At 44.7% G+C, this 16,176-nt stretch carries 14 protein-coding genes and 2 pseudogenes; 7 read left to right on the forward strand and 9 right to left on the reverse strand.

Going from position 1 to position 16,176, the window contains the following annotated elements; translation table 11 throughout:
• Positions 1-31 precede the first annotated feature (31 nt).
• Positions 32-808, reverse strand: coding sequence for a hypothetical protein (locus MgSA37_RS24090; RefSeq protein ID WP_096355800.1), 777 nt, complete (start codon positions 806-808; stop codon positions 32-34).
• A gap of 172 nt (positions 809-980) precedes the next feature.
• Here MgSA37_RS24090 and MgSA37_RS24095 point away from each other — a divergent pair.
• Positions 981-1,612 (forward strand): annotated as a pseudogene (locus MgSA37_RS24095) (VIT1/CCC1 transporter family protein).
• 98 nt (positions 1,613-1,710) lie between these two features.
• Here MgSA37_RS24095 and MgSA37_RS24100 read toward each other — a convergent pair.
• Positions 1,711-2,232: an NADPH-dependent FMN reductase gene (locus MgSA37_RS24100; protein WP_096355802.1), complete on the reverse strand. Its 522-nt coding sequence runs from the start codon at positions 2,230-2,232 to the stop codon at positions 1,711-1,713.
• A 328-nt stretch (positions 2,233-2,560) separates the two neighbouring features.
• Here MgSA37_RS24100 and MgSA37_RS24105 point away from each other — a divergent pair, with 328 nt between their 5' ends.
• The 6 genes from MgSA37_RS24105 to lepB (MgSA37_RS24130) all read left to right on the forward strand — a co-directional run bounded on the left by MgSA37_RS24105 (position 2,561) and on the right by lepB (MgSA37_RS24130) (position 9,006).
• Positions 2,561-3,364: a ParA family protein gene (locus MgSA37_RS24105; RefSeq protein WP_096355804.1), complete on the forward strand. Its 804-nt coding sequence runs from the start codon at positions 2,561-2,563 to the stop codon at positions 3,362-3,364.
• 3 nt (positions 3,365-3,367) lie between these two features.
• Positions 3,368-4,270 carry a ParB/RepB/Spo0J family partition protein gene (locus MgSA37_RS24110; protein WP_172885370.1) on the forward strand — a complete coding sequence of 301 codons (903 nt, stop codon included), beginning with the start codon at positions 3,368-3,370 and terminating at the stop codon, positions 4,268-4,270.
• Positions 4,271-4,311: 41 nt separating this feature from the next.
• Complete coding sequence (locus tag MgSA37_RS24115; protein WP_157750710.1) at positions 4,312-5,001, forward strand: DUF5683 domain-containing protein; 690 nt, start codon at positions 4,312-4,314, stop codon at positions 4,999-5,001.
• Between the two features lie 56 nt (positions 5,002-5,057).
• A complete protein-coding gene (gene dapB, locus MgSA37_RS24120; protein WP_096355810.1) occupies positions 5,058-5,804 on the forward strand; it encodes a 4-hydroxy-tetrahydrodipicolinate reductase in 747 nt (248 codons plus the stop codon).
• A gap of 133 nt (positions 5,805-5,937) precedes the next feature.
• A complete protein-coding gene (gene lepB / locus MgSA37_RS24125; protein WP_096355812.1) occupies positions 5,938-7,080 on the forward strand; it encodes a signal peptidase I in 1,143 nt (380 codons plus the stop codon).
• Between the two features lie 456 nt (positions 7,081-7,536).
• On the forward strand, positions 7,537-9,006 hold the full coding sequence (lepB, locus tag MgSA37_RS24130; protein WP_096355814.1) for a signal peptidase I: 1,470 nt from the start codon (positions 7,537-7,539) through the stop codon (positions 9,004-9,006).
• Between the two features lie 127 nt (positions 9,007-9,133).
• Here the strand turns inward: lepB (MgSA37_RS24130) and MgSA37_RS24135 are convergent, their stop codons facing one another.
• The 7 genes and pseudogenes from MgSA37_RS24135 to MgSA37_RS24160 all read right to left on the reverse strand — a co-directional run bounded on the left by MgSA37_RS24135 (position 9,134) and on the right by MgSA37_RS24160 (position 16,085).
• Positions 9,134-10,210, reverse strand: coding sequence for an Ldh family oxidoreductase (locus tag MgSA37_RS24135; RefSeq protein WP_096355816.1), 1,077 nt, complete (start codon positions 10,208-10,210; stop codon positions 9,134-9,136).
• A 413-nt stretch (positions 10,211-10,623) separates the two neighbouring features.
• Positions 10,624-11,160: an RBBP9/YdeN family alpha/beta hydrolase gene (locus MgSA37_RS24140; RefSeq protein ID WP_096355818.1), complete on the reverse strand. Its 537-nt coding sequence runs from the start codon at positions 11,158-11,160 to the stop codon at positions 10,624-10,626.
• 252 nt (positions 11,161-11,412) lie between these two features.
• Complete coding sequence (locus tag MgSA37_RS29845) at positions 11,413-11,844, reverse strand: hypothetical protein (protein WP_455429671.1); 432 nt, start codon at positions 11,842-11,844, stop codon at positions 11,413-11,415.
• Positions 11,845-11,949: 105 nt separating this feature from the next.
• Positions 11,950-13,001: pseudogene (bshC, locus tag MgSA37_RS29810) on the reverse strand (bacillithiol biosynthesis cysteine-adding enzyme BshC); the annotation flags it as partial.
• Between the two features lie 354 nt (positions 13,002-13,355).
• Positions 13,356-14,690, reverse strand: a complete 1,335-nt coding sequence (rimO, locus tag MgSA37_RS24150) for a 30S ribosomal protein S12 methylthiotransferase RimO (protein ID WP_096355820.1) — start codon at positions 14,688-14,690, stop codon at positions 13,356-13,358.
• A gap of 97 nt (positions 14,691-14,787) precedes the next feature.
• A complete protein-coding gene (gene ftsY / locus MgSA37_RS24155) occupies positions 14,788-15,753 on the reverse strand; it encodes a signal recognition particle-docking protein FtsY (protein ID WP_096355822.1) in 966 nt (321 codons plus the stop codon).
• A 170-nt stretch (positions 15,754-15,923) separates the two neighbouring features.
• Positions 15,924-16,085: a DUF4295 domain-containing protein gene (locus MgSA37_RS24160; protein ID WP_096355824.1), complete on the reverse strand. Its 162-nt coding sequence runs from the start codon at positions 16,083-16,085 to the stop codon at positions 15,924-15,926.
• Positions 16,086-16,176: the final 91 nt, after the last annotated feature.

Here is a 16,176-nt window from a genome sequence, read left to right on the forward strand (position 1 = left end):
TTGTGATATAATAAACAGTTTGGTGCGCGTGTTAGTGGCTGTTATGTACAGCCAGGTCGTGAACAAACCAAATAATAACTACTATTCCTCCAATAACGGCAATTGCCTTTAAAAAGCCGCTTGGTTTACGGGGATTATTTTTGGTTTGATCGGCTGCCGAAATACTGTTAATTAAACCGGCTGTATTTTGCAGGGCAGCCTCTTTGTAATCGGTTGCCTGTATTTGCTTTTTTAAAGCCTGATTCATTACACCGGCTTTAACAGCCTGGTTATAGAGCTGCGATTTAAAAATGTTTTCGTACGATGTTCGGTCCCAGCCGTTTTCTTCTATACTGTTGTAATAAATCCGGTATACCAGTTCGGCGGGTTTTTCAGCATAGTTTCCGGCGATAAAAAATCGGGTCTTCAGGTTGTCGGCGTACGAAAACAACAACAGGTTTTTACCTTCCTGCAATACCTTTAAAAATATCTTATCCATACGGTAGCCCGAATCGCGCCCTATAGCAAGGCGTGTAATGTCGGTGATGTCCGTTGAAACAGGCCCGCCATAGGCTACGAATTTGGCCAAATGGCCCACCGCAGCGCTAAAAAACCTGATACTATCGGGCGTCAGCGCCACTGCAGTTCCTGATGTGCTGGTTTTAAACAGTATCTTATCGGGGTTATTGTCCCACTCCGCATACTGGATATATCCGCGAACGGTATCACCCTTCGTATTGACAATGAGGCCAGGCTGGTAATTGTCCTGGGCATGCAAAAAATAGGGGATCGCAAAAAAGATCCATGACAGGTTTAATAAAAGGCGCATTAATTTAGGTGGTTATGATGTAAAGATAATTTTTTTATCATCGTTCAAATAATCAAGACTAAAAATAAATTGAAATTTCAGCTCAAAAACTATTTTAATACTGCTACTTTTAACCATGCATCATGAACAACATTTAAAAAGCTCAGACACTATACGCGATATTGTAATCGGCATGTCCGACGGGTTAACTGTACCTTTTGCCCTGGCGGCAGGGTTAAGCGGCGCTGTAAATTCATCGGGAATTGTTATTACCGCCGGCATAGCCGAGATTGTAGCCGGGTCCATCGCGATGGGCCTGGGTGGCTTTTTAGCGGGCCGCACCGAAGCTGATCATTATCATTCGGAATTAAAGCGCGAATATGATGAAGTGGAGCGCGTACCTGAACAGGAAAAAGCGGAGGTTAAAGAAGTATTTGCTGATTTTGGATTGTCGCCGGCATTGCAGGACCAGATTGCCGATGAAATGGCAAAAGACAAAGATAAATGGGTTGATTTTATGATGCGCTATGAACTCGGCCTTGAAAAACCCGAAGCAAACAGGGCATCGCAAAGTGCCATTACCATTGGTATTTCCTATATCGTAGGGGGATAATCCCGCTGTCACCTTACTTTTTTGTAAGCGAATCGCAAATAGCATTATACTATTCGTGCGCCATTACCATGGTTTGCTTGTTTGTTTTTGGCTATTTTAAGAGCAAAGTAACCGGGCAGCCGGTGTTTGCCGGGGCTTTAAAAGTATTAATTATAGGCGCAATTGCCGCCGCCGCCGCTTTTATAATGGCAAAATTGATAAATGGAAAATAGTCCGAAAGTCGGGAAAGACCGAAAGTCCGAAAGAAGAAAGGAGACGGACCTGAAGACCAATAGCATCGCGGGAAATGGAATATGCTAACGTCAAAAAATCAATAAGCAATGAATTTATCCAGCTGTTCTTCGGTAAACTGAAGGGTATCTTTTTTAAACAGATCGTTATTTGCATCGAATTCCTGTTTGATGGAAGAGATGTGGATTTTTAAGGGCATCACATGCAAATTCAAATAGTGGCAAACCCCTGTAAAATGATCAATGCCCCTGATATTGCCGTACTTACCCGACGAAAGGCCTGTTAATGCTGCTTTTTTGTCGTAAAAACTTTGCGGGAAATCGCAGGCATCAATAAATGTTTTTAAAACTCCGGGGAAGCTGCCATTGTATTCCGGGATGATAAATAAAAACTTTTGGGTATTGGTAACTATTTCCTGGATGGCGGCAAATGCTTCGCTCCGTTTTCCGTACAGATCGGTTTCAATAATATTGGCGGGCAGCTGATCCATAGACAAAATGCCGGCCTCCAAACCTTTTTCTCGAAGTCTTTTCTGATAATATTTAGCCAGTTTAAATGTTGAACTCCCCGGTCGGTTAGTGGCGGATATAATAGTAACCATGTATTAATTAGTGAATTAGCAAATTAGTGAATTAGTGATTAGTTCAGTTTTTTACCCGTCAACCGAATATTGTCCAAAAATCTCACCAAAAACAAAAGTAAATCATTAATTCACTAACTCACTAATTCATCCATATTTTCTCATTCACTAATTCACTAAATCAATAATTCAGTAATTAATTTTGTTTGTAAATAAGCAAAACCTGTGGATTTCCGAATTATTTAAAACCGTATCTTTATCGCGGATAAAATACGATACGAGGGAAGAATCATTCATTCGAATTTTCGTTCACCAGTGAACCTTTTTATAAAAATTGTTTAAATATAAAATGAGTAAAATTATTGCTTTAGCCAACCAAAAAGGGGGTGTTGGAAAAACTACTTCGTCTATCAACCTGGCTGCAAGTTTGGCCGTGTTAGAATATAAAACGCTATTGGTTGATGCCGATCCGCAGGCCAATTCAACCTCGGGCATTGGCTTCGATCCGCGCAATATAAAGGATAGTATTTACGAGTGTATCATCAATAATATTGATCCGCGTGATGCCATTCAAAAAACGGAAACACCGAACCTCGACCTGCTGCCCGCGCATATCGACCTGGTTGGCGCCGAGATAGAGATGATCAACCTGGTTGACCGGGAATATAAAATGAAGGCCGTATTGGACGTAGTTAAGGACAATTACGATTTCATTATTATTGATTGTTCGCCATCGCTGGGTTTGATCACCATCAATGCATTAACTGCTGCCGATTCGGTGATTATCCCCGTACAGTGCGAGTATTTTGCATTGGAGGGATTAGGCAAATTGCTTAATACCATCAAGATCGTTCAATCCCGCCTGAATACTAACCTGGAAATTGAAGGCATCCTGCTTACCATGTATGACGTGAGGCTCCGGCTATCAAACCAGGTGGTTGAAGAGGTAAGGACCCATTTTGAAGATATGGTATTTGACACCATTATACAGCGTAACACCCGCTTAAGCGAGGCGCCAAGTTTTGGCATATCTGTAATTATGCACGATGCAACCAGCAAGGGCGCCATCAATTACCTGAACCTGGCCCGCGAAATTATCCGAAAAAACGGTTTGGTGAAAGCTGAACCCGAAGTTAACATAGAAACAGTGTAAATAATGAGTACAGAGAAAAGAAACGCTTTGGGAAGAGGGTTAAGCGCACTGCTGAATGATTCTGAAAATGTACAACAAAATAAAAGTCATGTTTCAAACGCACCTGAGGTAAATAACCCGGGGTCGGTAAATGAGATAAAATTAGCTGAAATTGAAACCAACCCTTTTCAGCCACGTACTGATTTTGATCAACAGGCTTTAGCCGAACTTGCCGACTCAATAAAACTGCAGGGCCTGATACAGCCTATCACTGTTAGGCGCATGAGCGCGCACAGTTACCAGCTCATCTCAGGCGAGCGCCGGTTCCGGGCATCAAAACTTGCCGGTTTAACCCAGGTACCGGCTTATATCCGCACGGCAAACGACCAGCAAATGCTGGAAATGGCGCTTATTGAAAACATTCAGCGTGAAAACCTGAACGCGATAGAGGTAGCCCTCAGCTTTCAGCGGATGATTGAGGAGTGTAACCTTAAACAGGAGGAACTGGGCGATCGCGTAAGCAAAAACAGGTCGACCGTAACCAATTACCTGCGCTTGTTAAGATTACCTCCCGCAGTACAAGCATCTGTACGCGACGGGCAGATCAGCATGGGCCATGCAAAAGCCTTGTTAACGCTAGAAGACCCAACCCAACAAATATTTTACCACCAGCATATTATAAAGCAGGGCTTATCCGTTCGTATGACAGAAGATCTGGTACGGAATGCGCAACGGCCGCCCGTTAAAAAGGACGATAAAAAGCCGGAGCCAGTTTCCTTTCAGGTGCAAAAGATACAGGACGACCTGGCATCCAAGTTTAGCACACGTGTTAAGCTAAAGGTGAGCAGCCAGGGAAAGGGAACCATCGAGATCCCCTTTTTATCGCAGGAAGACCTGGGTCGTATCCTCGAAATTATGGATTGGTAATACGCCTATCGCATTTAGCGAATGGTTTTTTAATGTAAAACATGCTTAAACATTTGTCAGTAGTCTGCTTTTTGGTGCTGTTCGCTTTTAGCGCGATGGCTCAAAAACCAGATACCATATCAAAAGCTGCCAAAAAAGCCGGCAGCAAGGATACCCTGATATCAACCCGGAAGGACACAATAGCCGAAAAGGAATCTATCCCCAAAATAAAAAAGGAAAAAGTTTTTCACCCGGATAGTACCCATAGCCCGCACCTTGCAGTGATGCATTCGCTGATGGTACCGGGATGGGGGCAGGTATATAATCACCAATGGTGGAAAGTGCCCCTTGTTTATGCCGGGCTGGGGCTGTTGGTTGATGCGATCATTTTTAATAATACCAATTACAACGAATTTTTAGCCTTATCAAAATACAGGGAATTCGGCACCACACCCAAAGTGGGGGATAAATATTATGCCGATGCGATTTTATATTCGCAGGTATCCAGCCAGGCGCTGTACGATGCAACGGATGGCTACCGCCGTAACCGCGACCTTTGTATATTAGGTTTTGTGGGCGCATGGGCCATCAATGCCATTGATGCCTATATCGACGCCAAATTCATTCACAGCTTTACAGTAGACAATAACCTGTCAATGCAGGTAAGCCCTACCCTAATTAACCAAAACATGTTTGCCCAAAATTTTTCAGGTTCAAATATTCCCGCTTTAAAAGTTACCTTTACATTTTAATACAGCCATTCCAGGGAAATTGAATTTCTTTGCCGGCCATAAAGTATTTATTGAGAATGAAGATAGCATTATTAGGGTACGGAAAAATGGGCAAGATCATTGAAAAAATTGCCACCGACCGTAAACACGAGATCGTATTAAAAATCGATTACAATAACCTGGACGAACTAACTACCGAAAACCTGGCCAAAGCTGATGTCGCCATAGAGTTCAGCACGCCCGGAACCGTGCTGGGCAATATCAAACAATGTTTTAATGCCGGTGTTCCTGTTGTGGTGGGTACAACGGGTTGGTACAACCAGTTGCCGCAGGTAAAACAAATATGCGAAGACGGCGGCCATACGCTGCTGTATGCTTCCAATTTCAGCATCGGGGTAAATGTATTTTTTCATGTAAATAAGGTGTTGGCAAAACTGATGAACAATTATCCTTATTATGATGTACAGGTGGAAGAAATACACCATGTGCAAAAACTGGATTCGCCCAGCGGAACAGGCATTACTATTGCTGAGGGCATTATTGAAAACCTGGACCGTAAAAAAGAATGGGTAAACGTACTTACCACCGATGGCGACGAAACAGCGGACGATAATATTGCCGCTGATCAACTGCTGATAGAATCGTTCAGGATCGACAGCGTACCGGGCACCCATACCGTGCTTTATGATTCGGAAGTTGACACCATTGAATTTAAGCACACAGCGCATAACCGCAACGGTTTTGCCGTGGGTGCAGTAATGGCTGCGGAATGGATAAGTGATAAAAAAGGCTTTCATTCAATAGAAGACATGTTTAATTTTTAGAGAAAGAATCAGGAATCAAGAGTCAAGAACCAAGTTAAAAAAGAGGATTATATATAAGCTCCAAATTTTGTCTTGATTCCTGACTCTTGGCTCATGGTTCTTTTTATTCATAAATAATCCCCAATATTGTAAAATGAACTGGAAATTCTGGAATAAGAAAAATACGCCAAAAAACACAAATAAGAAGAAGAAAAGCGCTACCCGCGAGTGGGTTGACGCGATAGTTTTCGCGGTAATAGCGGCTACGCTGATCCGCACTTTTTTTATTGAGGCATATGTTATCCCTACCCCATCAATGGAGAGATCACTGCTTGTCGGCGATTTTTTATTTGTAAGCAAAGTTAATTATGGCGCACGCACGCCCATGACACCAATCGCTTTCCCCTTCGCCCATCACACGATGCCATTAACCGGCACCAAAGCATACTGGGATGGGTGGGAACTTTCCTATCACCGCCTGCCCGGCTTTAGCAGCGTAAAACGGGGCGATGTGGTCGTATTTAATTACCCCGCCGATACCATCAACAACCGGCCCGTGGATAAACGCGAGAATTATATTAAACGCTGCCAGGGCATATCGGGCGATACCGTTAGTGTGGTTGACGGGCAGGTATATGTAAACCGCAAGGCTGCTCCAAACCCGCCTGGCGAACAGATGGAATATACTTATCATACTGTCGGAGAAGATTTGAACCCTCAGATCGAAGACGACCTGCAAATTACACTATATGAAGGGCATTCAGCCAAGGCAATGACACAGGCTTCGGCCAATGTTTTGAAAAGTTATTCCAATGTAAAAGACTTTGCGCCGATTATTGCAAAAAAAGGGATTCCCGACCTACAATATCCGGTTTTTCCGAAGAGCAGTACTAGCATCATTGATGTAAAACTTACTCAAAATCCGCCGGAATATCATTGGAATGCAGATAATTATGGTCCGATCATCATACCTAAAAAAGGCTGGACAGTAAAACTGGACAGCATGACCTTCCCGATCTATGAGCGTGCTATTAAGGTTTATGAAAACAATAAACTGGAAGTTAAGGGGACGGATATTTATATCAACGGTGTAAAAACCGATAGCTATACCTTTAAAATGAATTACTACTGGATGATGGGCGATAACCGCCACGATTCGGAAGATTCACGTTACTGGGGCTTCGTTCCGGAGGACCATATTGTGGGGAAAGCCTTGTTTGTATGGATGAGCTGGGATGATAACGCCTCTTTCTTCCACAAAATACGCTGGAGCAGGCTGTTTATGGGGATCCATTAATTGGTTGATTAAGTGAGTGGTTGATTGGGTTGGAAATGGTAAATTTAATGACTATTTTATTGAACTTAATCAATTTGACAGGCTCTATAATGAATTATTCGGGTGATTACATAAATATGAACCGGCAATTCTTGAATTGCGGAGAAAATATCCCGTTAGGGATAACCCCTTTGTAGAAAAATAAGAATAGATGTTATTGCATCGCCGCACGGTAAATTCACGACAAAAACACCGGGATAAGCATGATGATGATTTATCAAAGGATTTGACAATTTGAACCTATTTGTTAATACATTTTAATTGCCTGACAGATTATAAGGGTAGCCCGCCAACTGGCGGACAAAACATAGCGATGAATGTTGTTCCTACAAAGCGGTAGACCCTACGGGTTATAGAATTAGGTCACACGTGTAAAGCATCATTGAACTATCTGATCTAACCCAATCAACTAACAAAATGCAAATCGGCAGCTACATCGGCGTACTCATTCTTGCCTCTCCAATTCTCTTGCTTGCCCTCGCCGGGTATTGGAAATTATTCCAAAAAGCGGGACGCAAAGGTTGGGAGGCGCTGATCCCCTTTTATTCAGGCTACGTGATGCTAAAGATCAGCGGGCGACCTGTTTGGTGGTTGATCTGGCTTTTTCTGCCATTGGCCAGCACTATTGTCGGGGCCGGTATCCTGGTTGATTTTATCAAGTGTTATGGAAAATATACCGCAAAGGACCGCGCCAAAGCTATACTTTTAGGTTTTATTTACCTGCCTAAATGGGGCTTCGAAAATAAAACGGTCTATCTTGGCCCCTCAGCATCGCCAGGTTTCAGGAAGGGGCACCCTAAAAGCAGGGCGGTATCCTCCGTTATCGCCTGGGGACAAGCCGTGTTTTTCGCGGTGTTCGCCGCCATGTTCATCCGTACGTTTTTTATCGAAGCTTATGTGATCCCAACAGCCTCTATGGAAAGGACGCTCCTGGTGGGCGACAATATTTTTGTAAGCAAGTTAAACTACGGGGCAAGGATCCCGATGACCCCCATCAGCTTTCCTTTTGCTAATCATACCCTGCCAAATACTAATTTCAAATCGTATTGGGATGGATTGGAATTACCTTATTTGCGTCTGCCGGGTTTCAGCAGCATAAAACGCGGCGACGTAATTGTATTCAATTACCCCCAGGACACCATTGATAACCGCCCGGTGGACAAACGCGAATTTTATATTAAACGTTGTGTGGCTATTGCAGGTGATACGTTGAATATAATCAACGAACAAGTATTTGTAAATGGCAAAGCACAGGCCGGCCCGCCAGAAGAACAGCTGGAATATTCTTACAAGCTCCACGGCAGGGAGGTTTCCCCTGATGTTTTGGAGGAGTTGCACGTTATTACCTACGATGGGCACCAATATCCGTCTATGACCAAACAATCGGCAAGGCTACTGCGGGGATATTCCAACATCGAGTCCCTCAAACCTGTTTTTTCACCGAAAGGTTTTTCAGAAGATGTTTTCCCGCGCAGCAGTACCAGCTCGATGCATGTGTTGCTTACCAAAACCATCCCCGATTATCATTGGAACGTAGACAATTTTGGACCCATCATCATCCCAAAAAAAGGCTGGACCGTAAAACTGGACAGCATGACCTTTCCGCTTTATGAGCGGGTGATTGAAGTTTACGAGCACAACAAGCTGGAAGTAAAGGGAACGGATATTTTTATCAACGGCAAAAAGATAAATACCTATACCTTTAAAATGAACTATTACTGGGTTTTGGGTGATAACCGCCACGACTCGGAAGATTCGCGCTACTGGGGTTTTGTGCCCGAGGATCATATATCAGGCAAAGCCATATTTATCTGGATGAGCTGGGACAGCGATGCGCCGCTATTTAAAAAGATAAGATGGGAGAGGATACTCGGGGGGATCAAGTGATTTGTTTGATAAAAAGCAATGTCGAATAATGAATTTTGAATATCAAACACCGAAGTTTCTTACTTCATTATTCGATATTCAGCATTCGATGTTCGATATTAATCCTTCGCAGATTTAAATTCCCCCTTTAGGGGGTTAGGGGGCTGTCGAACTTTACCGCCAATCCCTTTAAATCATTCCATACGGCGTCCACAATCGGGATGCCGTTTTTCTTTCTATCCGCTTCCGCTTCCAGTTCCGGTTCGCCGGGGATGATCACTTTTTGATTTGGGTCGACAGTGGAGGCTGATTTAAACCGCGCGATCCAGTTATCCATATTAGCTTTAAATTCATCCAGGGGACGAAACCCATCCACGCGCATGGCGCCCACAAAATGGCCTATACCTAAGCCGACCGGGTCATTTGGTGGCTCTAAAAATGCCACAAATGGCGGCACCCATGGACCGTAGTTGGCACCGGATAATACTGCTGAAAGAATGTCGACCGTAGCACTCAGCCCAAAACCTTTGTGGCTGCCATGTTCCTTGTTGCCGCCCAGGGGTAAAAGCGAGCCACCTTTTTTTAAAGCATGGGGGTCTGTGGTAATATCTCCGTTGGCATCCTGGATCCATCCTTCGGGCACCTGTTTGCCTGATCGCTGGGCGATCTCGAGCTTGCCATTGGCTGCCGCAGAGGTCGCCATATCTACCACTACCGGGGGATAATTTCCTGCCGGGAAAGCGTAACAGATGGGGTTGGTGCCCAATAAACGTTCGTTGCTGAATGTGGGGGCCACCAAAGGGCTGGCGTTGGTCATCGCGAAGCCGATCATATTTTTTTCAACCGCCATTAAGGAATGGTAACCGGCAATCCCAAAATGATTGGAATTTCGAACCGATACCCATCCCGAGCCATATTTTTCTGCTTTTTCAATGGCGAGGCGCATCGCAAAAGGTGCAACCACCAGCCCAAGGCCGGCATCGCCGTCAACCGTGGCCGTGGTAGGCGTTTGATGCACAATGGTGATATTGGGATTGGGATTGATCCGTTTCTTCTCCCACAGGCGCACATAACCCACCAGGCGCGCAACGCCATGCGAGTCGATGCCGCGCAGGTCGGCCTGTATCAACACATCTGCGGCAAGCCCCGCGTGTTCATCGCTACAGCCCATGGCAAGGAAAACGTTTTGGGTAAAAGTACGGAGGGCCGATTCAGAAATTAGCATACCGCAAATATAGTATGTTTTGAATTATACAATCCCCCATGCCGTCCGCCCATCAGGGAAATCGCGTTTAAAACTTGTCGCTTAAAATGTGGCTAAAGCCTTTGTCTTTTTGTTGACTTTTTCCGTTCCTTAAAAGGAACGGAAATGAATTTTAGAAGTATCGTTTTTCATTCATTGCCGTTGGCTTTAGCCAACTGGTAAACTGAAGCAATAAAAATGGCTTTAGCCTCAATTAAATATGCCCGTCTTTTTTAAACGCGATTTCCCTGGTCCGCCCATTGGCGGATCGGCACCTCACTTGCTATGTATACGCCGTGCATGTGTCCGCCATACGGGCTACCTGTCATGCGCCCACCTGTCTTGCGTAAACCTGTCCGTGGGGTCCTGAAACAAGTCCAGGATGACATGGAGGTTTATATTTCTACCTGTTTTAAAAACGTCAACCCTTCATCCCACTCCCCATAGCCGGATGATACATTGATGTGCCCCGCATTACCTACATTTATAAATGCACTTCCCCAGCTATCGGCAAATAATTTTGCGCGCTCAGCGGTTACATAAAAATCATTGGTACTTGAAACAACAATGGACGGGAAAGGTAGTTTTAAAAGCGGCATCGGCGAAAAGCCATTAGTTACGGTTGGAAAACTTTCCGCTTCGGAATCGGCCGGTGCCGCCAGTAAAGCGCCTTTTATTTTAACATTGAATTTTTGCGCCCAATAAGCAACGGCAGCGCAAGCAAGGCTGTGGCTTACCAGGATCACGCCGGCCGGGTCATACCTATTTACCGCAATGTTAATATTTTCTATCCAATCGGCACAAACAGGCGTTTCCCAATCCGATTGTTCAACGCGGGTAAAATTATATTGTTTTTCCCAAATGGATTGCCAATGCTGCGGCCCTGAACCGCCCAGGCCAGGGATGGTGAGGATGGTGGAGTTAAAATGCATAAATAATAATAATAACGTGTTTAGCGATTGAAAACCCGATACTAAAAGTATCAACTAATTGAAAACATGAGCGTTATTGTAACTCCCCTCTCGAGAGGGGGTGTGCTGGCCTGTGTTGTGGCGGGGGTGTGTTGGCAGCATACTCGCTAACACACCCCTCCACCCCTCTCAAGAGGGGAATCGCACAGGCCCGGCTTTAAACCCCTCCTTTTTCTCTATTTTTAATCTCTAAACACGTTAATAATAGCGTTTTTATTCTGTCAGCACCGTAAACTTAAAGTCCAGCGGTTCAAAATTACGAATGAGCTCATCGATAAAGCTTTGCCCCCATTTAACATAAAACAGGCCGAAATTTTCGTTACGTTCCTGCAGGCTGTCATGTGGGAAAAGATCAGCTTTGATATGTTCCACCTGTTCAAGCCGGGTATGGTAGTTTATTTTTTCGGCTTTTACCAGTTTCTTTTCCAGGTTCTCCATGGCATGTTTCAGCCGGGCCTGAACGGCGGCAGCAGAATTGGCCAGTGTTGGGTCGATTTTATGTGCGCGGAGTTTTATCTTCTCAAAAATGCAGGATAACTCCCTCCATTCTTCGGTTAAATTCAAAGTGTGTTCGCTATGTTTTTTAACCCAGTTGTTTTTGATGAGATCGGCGCTTTTAAACAACTCGGCAGGCGCCAGATCCATGCGGGTTATCTTTGCCGCAGTTTCCTTTGAGATGACGAGGCCGGAATTCCGCAGGATCAGTATCGGGAAGTCAACTTTATAATGATCAAAATTCGATTTCAGCTCCAGCCAGTAAACCACTTCGGCACCCCCGCCTACGTAGGCAATATTGGGTAAAATACATTCCTGGTATAAAGGGCGCATCACCACGTTAGGGCTAAACCTTTCGGGGAATTCGCTGATCTCCTTCTTTAATTCCGCTTCTGTAAAACTGATCGCGCTGTTCAAAACCTGGTAGCGGTCGTTTTCAAAAACCAACCTTTCGCGCAACCCGTCCTGTAAATAAAAAAGTTTATTTCGCGCGGGTTTACCTGTATGTGTACGCCCAACTCCTGCAGTTTATCGTTGGTGGCGCTGATATTTTTAAAACTGTTTTGCTCGATTATATCGCGCTCCATTACCGGCGCGAACTGCTGCTTAAAACGGTGATCGTCAGCATCGATGATTACTAATCCGTATTGCCCGAATAGCGCATTAACCAAATAACGGGTGGCATCAGCCAGTTTATCAAAACCGGCATAGGCATGTTCAACAATATCGGCCAGTTCACCGGCATGATGATCGATCCCTAAAGCGCCTTTGTACTGGTTAAGCGCCTGCCGCATCGTATCTGGATTGATCCGCCCGGTAGCACCGGAGGCCTCGTACCACCAATGCACTTTTTTACCGCCGATATGGGTATAATTGATCTCCGCAAAATCATGATCTTCGGACGCCATCCAATAAACCGGCACAAAGTTTTTAGCGGGGAATTTTTCTTTTAGCTGCCGCGATAACTTGATGGCGGTTACAATTTTGTAGATAAAATATAATGGGCCGGCAAAAATATTGAGCTGATGACCGGTGGTAATGGTGTAAGTGTCAGGCGATTTCAGCAGGGAAATATTATCCAGCACCTCAACCGGGTAATTATCCTGGTGTTGGTATTGTTCCAAAAGGATATCATGCAATAACTGGCGGTCGGCAACAACTGTTTTGTTTTTCAATAGCGCTGCAAAGCCATCCAAATCAGGCCGGTAACTATAAAATGGACGTAATTCCGGAAGATCTTCCAGGTAATCAATAACCGTTTGTGAAAAATAACCGGTGTCTTTATAGTTTATACAGGCTGAGTCCATCTTTTGATTTCGGAGTTCGGATGTTCGAATTCGGATTGAAGCCAGAGGATATTCGAAACATTTTTCACCCTCTTTACGCGAAGCGAAGAGAGGGTGAACGAGCGCAGCGATGTTCGGGTGAGTCAACCCAGGCGGACATTACCGCCAATGCATATCGGCGAGTCTACTCACCCCGACGGCGCTACGCTGGTCGGGCCTCTATTCCGCAAGCGGTAAAGAGGGTTGTTGTTATGGTCTTATATTTCGAATACTCAGGGCTTAAAAACACTTACTCGTTTTATCCTTTATGTTAATGCAAAGCCCGAATTTAGATTTTTAAAATGCTAAAACAGAAACCGGGCAGCTAAAAATGGTTTATTTTACAATATGTCCATAAAGGTCGAAGTCCTGGGCGGTATCTATCTTTACGTTTACAAAGCTGCCGATGGTGGCGTAATCAACTGTGGCGTCAATTAAAACTTCGTTATCCACCTCCGGCGAATCATACTCGGTACGGCCAACAAAATAGTTTCCGTCTTTCTTATCCACCAACACTTTGTAGGTATTGCCTATCTTTTCCTGGTTTTTATCGAACGAAATGCCCTGCTGGATTTCCATAATGGCATCAGCACGCTGCTGTTTCACTTCGTCAGGCACATCATCAACCAGCGCATAAGCATGCGTTTTTTCTTCATGTGAATAGGTAAAGCAACCCAGTCGGTCAAATTGGGTTTCTTCCACCCATTGCTGCATTTCTTCAAAATCCTGCTCTGTTTCGCCGGGGTAACCGGTGATCAGCGTGGTACGCATGGCAATGCCGGGTACTTTATCACGGATCTCGTTGACCAGGTCGATTGTTTTTTGTTTGGTGATGCCGCGGCGCATGGATTTCAGCATTGTATCGCTGATGTGCTGTAATGGCATATCCATGTATTTGCAGATGTTGTCGCGTTCATTCATCACCTCCAGGATCTCCATCGGGAAACCTGAGGGATACGCGTATTGCAGCCTGATCCATTCAATGCCATTCACATCCGAAAGTTTGCGCAGCAATTCGTCCAGGTTACGTTTGCCGTACAGGTCGAGGCCGTAATAGGTAAGGTCCTGGGCAATTAATATCAGTTCTTTAGTGCCGTTCTTGGCCAGATTTTGGGCGTCCTTCACCAATTGGTCAATCGGCTGGCTCAAATGCTTGCCACGCATCAATGGTATGGCGCAAAACGAGCAGGGGCGGTTACAACCTTCAGCTATTTTAAAATAGGCGAAATGCTTTGGCGTAGTTAACAGGCGTTCGCCAATCAGTTCATGCTTATAATCAGCGCCGACAGAAATTAACAGGTTTTGCAGGTCATTGGTACCAAACCAGCCATCAACGTTTGTGATTTCGGCTTCCAGTTCGGGCTTGTACCGTTCAGACAGGCAGCCGGTAACAATCACCTTCCCTACCTTGCCCTGGTCTTTTAACTCGCTGTATTGTAATATGGTATCGATAGATTCCTGTTTGGCATTATCAATAAAACCACAGGTGTTGATGACAATGATATCATCGCTTCCGGCTGTTTCCGATTCATGCACCACGTCAAAATGGTTGCCTTTCAGCTGCCCCATCAGGATCTCGGAGTCGTATATGTTTTTTGAGCAGCCCAACGTCACCACGTTGATACGTGGTTTGCTTTTGGGTATTGGCTCGATGATTGATTTTGTTCTCATTGTTTCTCGGCAGCCCCCTCTAAATCTCCCCCGGTAGGGGAGACTTTAGCTGCACTCCTTTTTTAAGCCCTCCCTACCGGGGAGGGTTGGGTGGGGCTTATTGCTTAAACAGGCTATCCACAAACGCCTGCCGGTCAAACAACTGCAGATCATTCATGCCTTCGCCAACCCCGATATATTTTACAGGAATTTTAAATTGATCAGAGATGCCTATCACTACACCGCCTTTTGCCGTGCCGTCAAGCTTGGTTAAAGCAAGTGCATTTACGGCAGTGGCTTCGGTAAATTGTTTGCATTGCTCGATGGCGTTTTGCCCGGTTGAAGCATCCAGTACCAGCAAGATCTCATGCGGCGCGCCGGGTACCACCTTTTGCATCACGTTTTTGATCTTGGTGAGCTCGTTCATCAGGCCCACTTTATTGTGCAAACGACCTGCAGTATCTATTATCGCCACATCATCGCCATTGGCCACCGCCGAGCGCAAAGTATCGTATGCTACAGAGGCCGGATCGGAACCCATGTCCTGCGCCACTACTTTTACGCCTACACGCTCGCCCCAAAGCTGGATCTGTGAAACAGCTGCCGCACGGAAGGTATCCGCCGCGCCCAATACCACTTTACTGCCTGCCTGTTTTAATTTATGCGCCAGTTTGCCAATAGTAGTAGTTTTACCCACGCCATTTACGCCCACCACCATAATTACATAGGGCTTATGACTGCCATATTCAAAATTATGAAAATCGTTGCTGTTATTTTCGGCCAGGAGTTGCTGAATTTCATCCTTCAGCAATTTATTCAGTTCACCGGTACTTACATATTTATCGCGTAATACACGTGCCTGGATACGCTCAATGATCTTAAGGGTAGTTTTAACGCCTACGTCCGAAGTTACCAGCACTTCTTCCAGTTCGTCTAAAACGTCGTCGTCAACGGTTGATTTACCGGCGATAACTTTAGTGATCTTTGAAAAAAAGTTATCCTTGGTTTTTTCCAAACCGGTATCCAGCGCCTCCTGTTCCTGTGGCGTGCTTTCCTTTTTTTTGAAAAAATCGAATAATCCCATGTTTTTGATGTGCGGATATGCGGATGTGCAAATGTGCAGATTTTAAATGGGCAGATGAATGGATGCGTTATTTTTATTCATTTGCACATCCGCACATTTGCATATCTGCACATAAAAAAAGCCTTCTCGTAAAACAAGATGGCTTTTATATTTTGATCAAAATTACCGGATTATAATTTCCCGGCAATCGCGTCTTTCACAAAATCGTTAGCAACGATCTGCTCTTTGAACGAGTAAGCACCTGTACGTGGTGATTTCACCATGGTGATTACTTTTGAATAATCTTTGCCTTTACCTGCTACTTTCAGTGTTGCAACTACTTTCTTTGCCATGTCTTTTTAATTATTGAGTTAGTGAACCTGCCTGTCGGCAGGCAGGTTAGTGAGGTGGTGATTTTATTGAACTTATTCAACCCAATCAACC

Source organism: Mucilaginibacter gotjawali (genome assembly GCF_002355435.1).
Taxonomy (GTDB): Bacteria; Bacteroidota; Bacteroidia; order Sphingobacteriales; family Sphingobacteriaceae; genus Mucilaginibacter; species Mucilaginibacter gotjawali.